Origin of the sequence: Acinetobacter sp. ESBL14 (assembly GCF_036668815.1) — a bacterium.
Lineage (GTDB): Bacteria > Pseudomonadota > Gammaproteobacteria > Pseudomonadales > Moraxellaceae > Acinetobacter > Acinetobacter gyllenbergii.
In genome coordinates this window covers 529,868-541,632 of record NZ_JAZEVS010000001.1, presented here as the reverse complement: position 1 = coordinate 541,632, position 11,765 = coordinate 529,868, and the positions used below count along the sequence as shown (strand labels likewise).

Genomic DNA, 11,765 nt, shown 5'->3' with positions numbered 1-11,765 from the left:
AAAGTTAATCAAAATTATGCGATACCCAACAGGGTTAAAGACACTTTTCTTTGGGGGGCAAAACGGACTTATGCCTAAACAATTCATCAATAGCGCTGAAACACAGCAATATATTCCACCCACCATTCTGGCCAGCCTGATCCATTATGCAGAGCAGCAACAGTGGAATTATGCTGCATGGTTTCAGCATTCAGGTTTAGACATTGCACAAATACAGCAAACCCAAGGCGTGGTTCGCTTCTCTCAATTGTGTGATGTGATACGTCAGGCCATGACAGCCTACCAACAACCCGACCTCGGTTTAAAGCTTGGCAGTAGTGAAGGTCTGATTTCAATGGGGATTCTCGGTTTCGCCATGCAATCCTGCAAGACTGTTGCAGATGCCTTAGACATTGCGCTGCGTTATCATCGTATTTCAGGCAGCGTCTTAAATATCAACTTTTCCATCCACGCTGATCTCTGTGAATTAGAAGTCACTGAAACCTCTCCCTGCAATGAACTCAAAGCTTTTTTCTATGATGAATTATTTAGCAGCATCATCACCTGTTTAAATGCAATGCTAGGTGATCATGATGATGTGATCAGTCTTGAACTCAGCTATTTTCCAAGCGAATATCAACAACAATATAGTGATCTCTTTGGCTGCCCCGTCCAATTTAACCGTGATAAAAATATCATGCGTTTTAGTAGTCACCTATTGCAGCGTAACTTAAAAAATTACAGCCCCGCCAACTATGCAACTGCACTACACATTTGTGAACAGGTCTTAAAAGAAATAGACCAGCTCAATCAAGTCGGCTACGTCCATTTACTTGATCATTTGATTGAACAGCATTTACCTGAACGTTTTGAGATGCAACAAGCTGCCGAACAATTACACCTCAGCGAGCGCCATTTAAGACGACAATTATTGGCAGAAGGTTTGAGTTTTCAACAAATTCGGCAAAATGTGTTGGAGCGGAAAGCTAAACAATTACTGGAACAGAATCTGTCCATGAGTGAGATTAGCCTGCAACTAGGCTTTAGCGAATTACGTGAATTCCGACGTGCCTTTAAACGCTGGACTGGGCAAGCGCCTTCGGTTTATAAACAAGAGAGCATTTTACATAATGCCTAAGAATAAAACGGTCTAGAAATTTCCAAGCGCAGATGCAGATAAAACTGAACCGTAAATGCTTTTTCTTGTAATTTTAAATTCTCCCAAATATTCACTACCGCGCTCGGCGGCATGGATGCCGCCAGTTTGGCTGTGATACAAGGAAGTATCATCAGCCAAACAAAGGATTTTTGTTACTTTTCATCCCTGAAAAGTAAGAGAGAAAACGGATGCTTATCCAAAATAAGATGAGATCTCTGTAAGATTCCACCGAAGCCAAAAATTAAAACTAAATTTTAACTTGCTGCTTGATAAAACGGTACATCACCATTAATCGTGGCACGATGCATAATCCGATGCGCCTCACCATAATCAAATAAAGCCTTATGCTGCGTGCAACGATTATCCCAAATCGCCACATCTCCTGCCTGCCACTGCCAACGCAAATGGAACTGCTCATTGGTGGCATGGGCAAATAAATATTGTAGCAATTCAGCACTTTCAGTCTCATCCAGCTCATTAATACGCGTGGTGAACCCTTCGCTCACAAACAAAATTGGCTGACCCGTTACAGGATGTGTTCTCACCACAGGGTGAACAACGGGTGGATTACGCTTAAATGTGTCTTCCAGCTTTTGACGCTCTACATCATTATGCGCAAAACGCTCAATCGGGAAAGACTGACGAATGTCATGTGTTGCAGTTAAGCCTTTTAACTTTTGCTGCAAACCTTGATCCAAGGCAGCAAATGCCGCTGCCCCACTCGACCAAAGGGTATCACCACCAACAGGTGGAATCTTGATGGCTTGTAAGACACAGCCCAATGGCGGTTTCTGGCTAAAAGTCACATCGGTATGCCAAAGTTCATTGTCACGTAAGTCTTGTTTCCAACTATCCAATACAATGATTTCAGGCACATTTGCTACGGATGGATAAATAGGATGAATATGCAAAGAACCAAAACTACGTGCCAACTCCGCTTGCGCCTGAGGTGCAAGTTGCTGATTGCGGAAGAAGATCACATGATGATCCAGCAAAGCCTGTTGAATTTGTTGCGCGGTATGTTCATCAGCCGTGTTTAAGTCAACATCGTGAATAATTGCACCGATTGTTGGTTTAATAACTTCAATATTTAAGGTCATCTTCTACTACTCACACTTATAACTGTTGGCCATACCAAGGAGATAATTGTTTCTGTAACCAACGCAAAAACAATTCAAAACTAACAGCGACAATCGCAATTACAATAATGCCAAGAACTACGGTATCCGTGATCAGGAATTGTGCCGCTGACTGCACCATAAAACCAATACCGCGATCAGCTGCGACCAATTCCGAAGCCACCAAAGTTGACCAACCCACGCCTAAACCAATACGAATACCCGTCAAGATGTGCGGTAAAGCGGTTGGTAAAATCACATGCCAAAACACTTGTGATTGGCTTGCCCCTAACGATAAGGCGGCACGTTCACGATTGAGCTGATGGCTCAGCACACCATGGGTACTGCTGATAATCACAGGTGCAAGGATCGAAAAGAAGATCAAAAGTACTTTGGTGGTTTCACCAATGCCGAACCAGATCACCAATAAAGGTAAATAAGCCAAAGGTGGAATCGGGCGCAATAACTCAACCAATGGATCAAGCACCGCACGCACCCATTTGTTCAATCCCATCCATAAGCCAAGCGGTACACCAATCGCAATCGCAGCCACTAAAGCCAACAAAACACGAGAAATACTCGCGGCCAAATGCTGCCATAAAGTGGCTTTCATAAAACCTTGTTGGCTGACTTCTAGAAATTTTTGCCATACTGCTTGTGGGCTCGGCAAAAATAGACTCGGGACAATTTTTAATGCCGTGATCAAATACCAGATCACCAATACGCTCAAGACACTGGAAAGGCTCAGCGCTAAACTACGATGGCGTGTAAAAAAAGCACCAATTGGACTAAAAAACGAACCCGACTGTGCTTGGTTTGTCGATTGTAGTTCCTCGACCTTACTCACCTCATAGGCTGTATTCTTTGCTTGCCCTGTCATACAGCCGCCTCATGTCTTGCTTGTTTCTGCACACGCAGGCGTTCAAATAATTGCTCACGTAATTGAATAAATTTAGGATCCGATTTAATCGCACGGATGGATTCACCCTGCTTATAACGATCAGCGAAATCTAGTTTTAAAGTTTCGACAATTTTGCCAGGACGAGCAGTCATCAATACCAATTGATTGCTCAGTAGCAAAGCTTCTTCAATATCATGCGTGATCAAGAAGAAAGACTTATTTTGTTCAATCCACAAATCCAGCACCAACTGCTGCATGGTTTCACGGGTAAAAGCATCCAGCGCAGCAAAAGGTTCATCCAACAAAATAAACGCTGCATGACTCACCAATGCACGTGCAATCCCCACCCGTTGCTTCATACCACCCGACAATTCCCAAATATTGGCTTGAGCGACATGGCTTAAACCCACGATTTTTAAGATTGCATCGACTTGCTGCTGAATCTCTTGCGCTTTTAAACCCTTAAGCTGTAAAGCAAAACCAATATTTTCAGAGACATTTAACCAAGGTAGTAAAGCATGATCCTGAAACACCACCGAACGGCGCGCATCAGGTGCAGTCACCACTTCATGGTCCAGTGTAATTTGACCTGAACTTGGCTTTTGAAAACCCGCCAGAATATTCAGCAATGTTGTTTTCCCACAACCCGACTCGCCCAAAATCACAGTCAACGTACCTTCTTCAATCTTCAGATTGATATCTTGCAAGACAGGTACGGTCTGCTTTGGAAAAGTTAAATGAAGATGCTCCGCAGCTAATACGCTCATTTCGATCTCCTATGGCTGTAAGAAATTGGTGGTCACATTATCTTGATAATCAGGCTTCACTTGATCGACCTTGCCTTGGCTCTTTAAGAAAGTTGCGGTGTCAAAAATATTTTTGGCAAACTCACCTGATAAAGTCGCTTGTTGCTGCTGACGATCTAAATAAATATTTCCTGAAAGCAACAATGGAATATCTTTTACATCAGAACCCGTCAGTTGCGCGATTTTCTGGATATGGTCTGCATTCTGCTCAAATGCTTTTGGATCTTGCTGATATGCCTCAACTTGTTTCAAGCTGGTTTGCACAAAGGACTTTAAAAACTCTGGATTTTTTTCAGCAAAGTCCTTACGAACCACCCATAAATCATAAGTTGGTGCGCCCCACTCGCCGACTTGTTTTGAGTCTGTTAAGACATGGCCGCTGGCTTTGACTTTGCTTAACGCAGGTTCCCAAACATAAGTCGCATCAATATCACCACGCTCCCAAGCGGCAGTGATTTCAGGTGGACGTAAGTTAATAATCTTGACTTGGTTATCCGCAATGTTCCAATGCTTTAAAGCTGACAATAAGCTGTAATGCGTGGTTGAAACGAAGGGTACGGCAATGGTTTTACCAATCAAATCTTGTGGTGTTTGAATGCCAGATTTATTGCTGACCACCAACGCTTCAGAACCACCTAATTTAGCCGTCACCAGAAAGACTTCAATCGGTAAATCACGACTTGCTGCGGCTGCCAATGGGCTAGAACCAATGTTACCAATCACCACATCACCTGAAGCCAATGCATTGACCACATCTGATCCTGCATCAAACTTACGCCATTGGATTGCCTGTTGGCTATCACGTTCATAATCACCATTGGCTTGTGCAACCTTGGTTGGATCTACACCAGTTTGATAGGCAATCACCACCGCTTTGTTGTTTTTAGACTGAACAGGTGCAACATCTTTTTGATTTTGATAGACAATAAAAGCAACAATCGCCACAAGGACGATCGCTGTTACGATTAACGGCTTGGTGTTCTTGATGCCCATAATTAGATGATCTTTCAACAATATAGGCTTATGGTATGCGGCATGCTTTATGATTAAAAATAAGAAAAAGTGACTTGCTTATTCCTTTATAAGATAAGAATAAGTCTTAGACAATTTATGCTGCTTTTATCATCAAGTGCGATATTTTTAATGTGTTTGCATTTAATTTTCCAAATCATGCTTTTAAATATTTATCATCCAACTTAATTGAAAAGTAAAATATTTAATCTCGATAATTTCATCTTTAAATTAAATAAGATCATTCAATTTAAAGCTAGGTTTTAAACCATATTCCGAATAAGCCGATAAATACTCATTATTTATCAAAAATAGATATATAAATAAATTTTGCTTATTTTCCTGAATATAAAAACCGTCCTAAGATAAAAACATCATCCCGCTGATGTATATAAAGGTTGTAAAAATGAATGCTCAATTTGATTCTGCTCAAGCTGTGGAATCCAACATTACTTCCCACGGTTCTTTCAACGATCCACAAGATATCCTACAACGTGCTCAGCAATATGCTGAAGAAAATGAACTTGATTTCACGGGCAGCATCCCTCCTAGCGAAGCTTGGTATTTGGTTCAACAAGGCCATGCTGTCTTGGTTGATGTAAGAACCAATGAAGAACGTAAATTTGTCGGCTATGTGCCTGAAAGTATCCACGTCGCATGGGCAACAGGTACATCTTTTAACCGCAATCCTCGTTTTTTAAAAGAACTGGATAGCAAAGTCGGCAAAGACAAAACAATTTTATTGCTGTGTCGTAGCGGTAAACGTTCTGCTTTAGCTGCAACAGCAGCTTTTAGTGCAGGTTTTGCACAAGTCTATAACGTACTGGAAGGTTTTGAGGGTGATTTAAACGAACAGCAGCAGCGCAATCAAAGTAATGGCTGGCGTACCCACCAATTACCTTGGTTACAAGATTAATGCTGCTTTCTTAAGCAAAAAATTAACGATTTATTCATGACTTTGATTTGCAAGGAATTCTCGTGAGCCAATGGAAAATACAGCCTGTCGTTGAAGGTTTGCAACAAGCGAGACACGAATGGAGAGAGCGTCAACATCGCATCAAAGAATTTGGTGGACGCGAACTCCCATCTAAGGATGCGCTGAAGTCAATTTTAGATGATCTGTGTGGAATTCTGTTTCCAATGCGACTTGGCCCCAGTGATCTGCGTCAAGAAACTGAGGATTACTATATTGCCTATACCCTAGACCGCGTACTCAATGAATTATTTTCACAGGTAAAACTGGCCTTAAATTACGAAACCAAAAGTCGCGTCAAACCGATCCCTGTTTCAAGCAATGAACGTCTGCTTTATGAACAGCAAATCGCTTTGGCACAGACCATCGTACAGGACTTTGCCAATACCTTGCCTGATATCCGTCGCGTATTAGATGCAGATGTCTGTGCCGCATATGAAGGTGATCCTGCTGCGCATAGCGTCGATGAAGTCCTGCTCTGCTACCCAGGTATTTTGGCAATCATCCATCATCGTGTGGCACATCAGCTCTATCACAGCGTTCCGCTACTTTCACGAATTATTTCTGAATTGGCCCATTCAGCCACAGGGATTGATATCCACCCAGGTGCACAAATTGGGAAAGGTTTCTTTATCGATCATGGTACAGGGGTGGTAATTGGTGAAACCTCAGTGATTGGTGAATATGTACGTATTTATCAGGCCGTGACGCTTGGCGCAAAACGCTTCGAACTGAATGAAGATGGTGCCTTGAAAAAAGATTACGCCCGTCATCCGATTGTTGAAGATCATGTGGTGATTTATGCAGGTGCAACGATTTTGGGTTGTATCACCATTGGTAAAGGCTCAATTATTGGCGGTAATGTCTGGCTCACCCATAGCGTTACTGCAGGCAGTCAGATTTTACAGTCACCCAGCGAGTCACTCCACAATAGTAAAGTTTAAATGAATGAATTATTTAAATAGTTCTTAGAATAAATAAACGTATATTCAATACTTATATTTATTTCATATAAATATATTCTTATGAGTAATAAGTAAATAATTCACGATTATTTATCTCATAATAATATTTTTAAAAATACTAAATAGTCTCTAGTCTAACTAAATAAATCATTCAACATTATTGCAATAAACCAATTTTATTAACAAAGCCAAAAACAACAGGAAAATTGATTCATGGCAAAAACCACAGATAAAGTCCAACTTGCACTTGGTGATCACGCAGCCAGACAGCTTGCAAATGCCACCAAGACCGTTCCACAGCTATCGACCATTACCCCGCGTTGGCTCACGCATTTATTGCAATGGATTCCTGTTGAAGCAGGTATTTATCGCGTTAACCGTGTCAGTAATACTGATGATATCCAAGTCGCGTGCACCCAACGTGATGAGGCCACTTTGCCACAAACTTTTGTGGATTATGATGCACAACCACGTGAATATTTCTTAAATGGTGTTTCGACTGTTTTAGATATCCATACCCGTGTTGCTGATCTTTACAGCAGCCCGCATGATCAGATTAAAGAACAATTACGTTTAACCATTGAAACCATTAAAGAACGTCAGGAAAGTGAGCTAATCAATAACCCTGAATATGGTTTATTGGCCAGTGTCGCAGAAGACCAACGTATCTCTACTTTGAATGGCCCCCCAACACCCGATGACTTTGACGATTTACTGCGTAAAGTCTGGAAAGAACCTGGTTTCTTCCTTGCCCATCCAGATGCAATTGCTGCTTTCGGTCGTGAATGTACCCGACGTGGTGTTCCACCACCAACTGTGAGCTTATTCGGTTCACAGTTCATCACATGGCGCGGTGTTCCACTGATTCCATCAAATAAGATTCCTGTAGAAGATGGTAAAACCAAAATCTTGTTACTGCGTGTGGGTGAAAAACGCCAAGGTGTGGTGGGATTATTCCAACCGGGCTTGGCCGGCGAACAATCTCCAGGCCTTTCTGTACGTTTCATGGGCATCAACCGCAACGCGATTGCGTCTTATCTGATCTCACTGTACTGCTCATTGGCGGTATTGACTGAGGATGCATTGGCTGTGCTCGAAGATGTGGAGGTGGACAAGTATCATGACTACCCAGTTAACTACAAGTAATTTACACGGTAGTCCAACGGGTTCTGAAGTGGTCGGTGTTAGCCCACCGTCCAACTTCCCAGATGAAGCAACACTTTCACGGCTTGCCTCTGAATTTTTTGCTGCCCTGCCAAATTCTGGCAGTGGTCATTCCTCTGGTTTGAATTTGGACTTACCTCATGTTGGTACGCCCCCACATCAACCACAGCCCGCTGAACCTTTAGCTGCGCTCAGTGGTCGTGCGCCCAATATTGCTTATGAAAAAAGTTTAAACCCTGAATATCCTGAGCATATTCCAAACTATCCTGACTATCCTGAACGTCGTGCGATCGCCTCGGCGCCGGTCGTGGGTGGTGCCAATTTACCACGTCCACCGATTGAACCTAATTTTCCTCAAGCGGTTCATAGTGCACCAAACGTTCCTTTAGTTGAACCCTCTCGTCCTTCAACAAGTGATGCGTCACCCTTTTATTTTTTGAATGATTTTACAGCACCGAGTTCATCCAGTTCTGAATTTGATGCTGCCAATTTTGCCACGGCACAATCATTTCAATTGCCTCATGGTGATGCATTAAAAAGTCTGTTGCAGCAAGATACTCAAGCTTCTACTCAAGCAAAAAATAATGCGTCTTCAGGCTTTTATTTCTTAGATCTGCCGCAACACAATGCAGGTTATGGCAATTATCAAGCTTCTCAGCCACAGTTTGTTGCCAATGCTGCTCAGCCCTTGGATATTCAAGCGATCCGTCGTGACTTCCCCATTCTGCAAGAACGCGTTAATGGACGGTCCTTAGTTTGGTTTGACAATGCAGCGACCACGCAGAAGCCACAAAGTGTGATTGATCGTATTGCCTATTTTTATCAGCACGAAAATTCCAATATTCATCGTGCTGCACATGAGCTGGCAGCACGTGCAACCGATGCCTATGAACATGCGCGTAATGTAGTGGCCCGTTTTATTGGGGCAAAATCATCCAAAGAGATCATTTTTGTTCGTGGCACCACCGAAGGTATTAACCTGATTGCCAAGACCTGGGGTGAGCAGAATATTGCTGAAGGTGATGAGATTATTGTTTCGCATCTTGAACATCACGCCAATATCGTACCGTGGTTCCAGCTCACCAAAAAAGTCGGCGCCAAACTGCGTGTCATTCCTGTGGATGATACTGGTCAAATCATTTTGGAAGAACTGCCAAAACTGATCAATGAACGGACCAAACTGATCTCGATTACCCAAGTATCCAACGCCTTAGGTACGGTAACACCTGTCGCGGAGGTGATCAAAATCGCGCATGCCAAAGGTGTGCGGGTTCTGGTCGATGGTGCCCAATCTGTTTCGCATATGCCAACTGATGTCCAAGCGATTGATGCCGACTTCTTTGTATTCTCAGGACATAAAGTGTTTGGGCCAACAGGTATTGGTGCAGTTTATGCCAAACCTGAAATCCTAGAGACCATGCCCGTCTGGGAAGGCGGCGGCAATATGATTCAGGATGTGAGCTTTGAACAAGTGGTTTACCAACCTGCCCCCAATAAGTTTGAAGCAGGCACAGGCAATATTGCTGATGCGGTGGGTTTAGGCGCTGCATTGGAATATGTTGAACGCCTTGGCATTCATAATATTGCGCGTTATGAACATGACTTGCTGGAATATGGCCAGCATGCGTTAAGCAGTGTCACGGGGTTAAGACCAATTGGTACGGCGAGAAATAAAGCCAGTGTAATGTCCTTTACTCTTGAAGGTTATTCGACAGAGCAAGTGGGTAAGGCACTGAATCAACATGGGATTGCAGTGCGTTCTGGGCATCATTGTGCTCAACCGATCTTGCGTCGTTTTGGAGTAGAGCAAACTGTGCGCCCTTCTTTGGCCTTTTATAACACCACTGAAGAAATTGATTTACTGGTGTCGGTCTTGCATCAACTGACCAGAAACAAGCGCAGTACCTAACCCCTCTCCAATAAAAAAGACTGCCTCAGTGCAGTCTTTTTTATGTTCAAGTAAAGGCAACGCTCCAGATCAATCGTATTGCAACTGCACTCAAGATAATCCCCATCACCCGTTCAAAATACACCCCGAACTCCAAAAAGCGTTTCCGCACAATCGGTTGTGCAAACATGATGCTGACTAAAATAAACCATAATGCATTGACTAGACACATCCAAATGCCATAACCAATTTGAACCTTTAACGGTGTAGTCGGACTGACAATGGTGGTAAAAATCGCCAGAAAGAAAATCGTTGCTTTCGGATTCAAAGCATTGGTTAGAAAACCCATATTAAAGGCTTGAATTAAGCTCGGTTTACCCATCACCTCGCCAGCCAAAATATCCAGATTGGCATTCGGTTGACTACGTAAACATTGCCAGCCCAAATAAATCAAATAAGCCGCCCCTGCTACGCGTAATACCGACATTAACCAAACGCTTTGCTGGATCAATACGCCCACCCCGACCAAGGTGTAAAACACATGCACCGAAATGCCGACACCAATACCAATTGCAGTGATACAGCCAATTAGATAACCATATCGAACACTCTGTCGTACTGTAATAATAAAATCAGGACCCGGTAAAACAACGGCCATAAAATGGATCAATGCCAAGGCCAGAAACTCATGTCCATACAACTGCCACATTTGATTTATCTCCATCATGACTACAGGAAAAAGATTGTATTGCGCTTTTTAAAGCGCGATAATCCAATCAAATTCCAAATAACTTTTGCTTGATGAGCACAAATCAAAGTCTGGTTCTATTAAATGAAATGGCAACCTTTGTCAAAGTTGTCGAAACGGAAAGCTTTTCTGAAACAGCACGGCAGCTCGGTTCAACCCCGTCTGCCGTGAGCCGCGCCATTGCCCGTTTAGAACGGGCTTTAGGTACACGCTTATTGCATCGCACCACCCGTAAATTGCGCTTAAGTGAAAGTGGTCAACAGGTGTACGAACGCTGTGTCGACATGGTCAATGCTGCACAAGCGGTGATGGAAAGTTCAGGACAGTTTCATATTGAGCCACAGGGCATTATTCGGATCAGCGTGCCCAAAGCCGTTGGGCATTTTATGCTGCATCCCCATCTGCCCGAATTCTTGGCCCTATATCCAAAAATTGATATCCAACTGCTGTTGGAAGACCGCTATATTGACTTGATTGATGATGGTGTCGATTTGGCGATTCGCATTACCGAACAACCTCCAGGTGGATTGATGGGGCGAAAACTGATTGATATTGATCATTTGATCTGTGCCACACCTGAATATTTACACAAGAATGGCACACCACAGCATCCACACGACTTAAAGCAGCATCAGTGTATCTATTTGGGTGAACAACCGAATGACTCGAAATGGAAATTCCAGCAAGAACAGAAATCAATTACGGTGCCTGTCCGTGGTCGTTATGCTGCCAATCATACTGGGGTGCGCCTCAGTGCCGCTTTACAACATTTAGGCATTGCCAGTTTGCCGTACTTCGTAGCACGCCATGCTTTGGAGCAAGGCACACTTGTTCAGGTCTTACCTGATTGGCATTTTAAAACCCACTATAGCGGTGGCGCATGGTTGCTCTATCCACCTACCCGTCATGTGCCACCGAAATTGAGTGTATTCATTCAATATTTAGCAGAAAAATTAGCCGCAGAACCGATTTTAGTTCAACAGAGCTCACCAATAAAAAATAATGATTAACTCATCTAAATTCAATAATTTCATCATTTTGAATTATTAACTC

11 protein-coding genes are annotated in these 11,765 nt (G+C 43.0%); 6 read left to right on the top strand and 5 right to left on the bottom strand.

Annotation, left to right across the window (positions count from 1 at the left end):
* Positions 1–16: 16 nt before the first annotated feature.
* A complete protein-coding gene (locus tag V6E90_RS02600) occupies positions 17–1,117 on the top strand; it encodes an AraC family transcriptional regulator (RefSeq protein WP_332604441.1) in 1,101 nt (366 codons plus the stop codon).
* A 275-nt stretch (positions 1,118–1,392) separates the two neighbouring features.
* Here V6E90_RS02600 and tauD read toward each other — a convergent pair whose 3' ends face one another.
* From tauD to tauA, 4 genes are read right to left on the bottom strand one after another with little or no spacing between them, the layout of a single operon-like run.
* Positions 1,393–2,238, bottom strand: a complete 846-nt coding sequence (gene tauD, locus V6E90_RS02595) for a taurine dioxygenase (RefSeq protein WP_332604440.1) — start codon at positions 2,236–2,238, stop codon at positions 1,393–1,395.
* A 16-nt stretch (positions 2,239–2,254) separates the two neighbouring features.
* On the bottom strand, positions 2,255–3,136 hold the full coding sequence (gene tauC, locus V6E90_RS02590) for a taurine ABC transporter permease TauC (protein ID WP_046738882.1): 882 nt from the start codon (positions 3,134–3,136) through the stop codon (positions 2,255–2,257).
* Positions 3,133–3,924 carry a taurine ABC transporter ATP-binding protein gene (locus V6E90_RS02585; protein WP_332604439.1) on the bottom strand — a complete coding sequence of 264 codons (792 nt, stop codon included), beginning with the start codon at positions 3,922–3,924 and terminating at the stop codon, positions 3,133–3,135. Before V6E90_RS02585 ends, tauC begins: the two co-directional genes overlap by 4 nt.
* Before the next feature lie 9 nt (positions 3,925–3,933).
* Entirely contained in the window at positions 3,934–4,974 is a 1,041-nt protein-coding gene (gene tauA / locus V6E90_RS02580) for a taurine ABC transporter substrate-binding protein (RefSeq protein ID WP_332604438.1), read from the bottom strand.
* A 406-nt stretch (positions 4,975–5,380) separates the two neighbouring features.
* Here tauA and V6E90_RS02575 point away from each other — a divergent pair, with 406 nt between their 5' ends.
* The 4 genes from V6E90_RS02575 to V6E90_RS02560 all read left to right on the top strand — a co-directional run bounded on the left by V6E90_RS02575 (position 5,381) and on the right by V6E90_RS02560 (position 9,985).
* The gene (locus tag V6E90_RS02575; RefSeq protein WP_065342492.1) at positions 5,381–5,890 is read left to right on the top strand and encodes a rhodanese-like domain-containing protein; all 510 of its coding nucleotides are present in this window, start codon (positions 5,381–5,383) and stop codon (positions 5,888–5,890) included.
* 62 nt (positions 5,891–5,952) lie between these two features.
* Positions 5,953–6,891 (top strand): serine O-acetyltransferase EpsC, encoded by a 939-nt coding sequence (gene epsC, locus V6E90_RS02570; protein WP_023270361.1) that lies wholly within the window; start codon positions 5,953–5,955, stop codon positions 6,889–6,891.
* 234 nt (positions 6,892–7,125) lie between these two features.
* On the top strand, positions 7,126–8,058 hold the full coding sequence (locus V6E90_RS02565) for a family 2A encapsulin nanocompartment shell protein (RefSeq protein ID WP_016541761.1): 933 nt from the start codon (positions 7,126–7,128) through the stop codon (positions 8,056–8,058).
* Entirely contained in the window at positions 8,033–9,985 is a 1,953-nt protein-coding gene (locus tag V6E90_RS02560) for a family 2A encapsulin nanocompartment cargo protein cysteine desulfurase (RefSeq protein ID WP_332604437.1), read from the top strand. Before V6E90_RS02565 ends, V6E90_RS02560 begins: the two co-directional genes overlap by 26 nt.
* A 46-nt stretch (positions 9,986–10,031) precedes the next feature.
* On the opposite strand, the gene V6E90_RS02555 is transcribed toward V6E90_RS02560, so the two are convergent.
* Positions 10,032–10,673, bottom strand: a complete 642-nt coding sequence (locus V6E90_RS02555; protein ID WP_065342495.1) for a LysE family translocator — start codon at positions 10,671–10,673, stop codon at positions 10,032–10,034.
* A 92-nt stretch (positions 10,674–10,765) separates the two neighbouring features.
* Here V6E90_RS02555 and V6E90_RS02550 point away from each other — a divergent pair, with 92 nt between their 5' ends.
* On the top strand, positions 10,766–11,722 hold the full coding sequence (locus tag V6E90_RS02550; RefSeq protein ID WP_332604436.1) for a LysR family transcriptional regulator: 957 nt from the start codon (positions 10,766–10,768) through the stop codon (positions 11,720–11,722).
* The last annotated feature ends 43 nt before the right edge of the window (positions 11,723–11,765 follow it).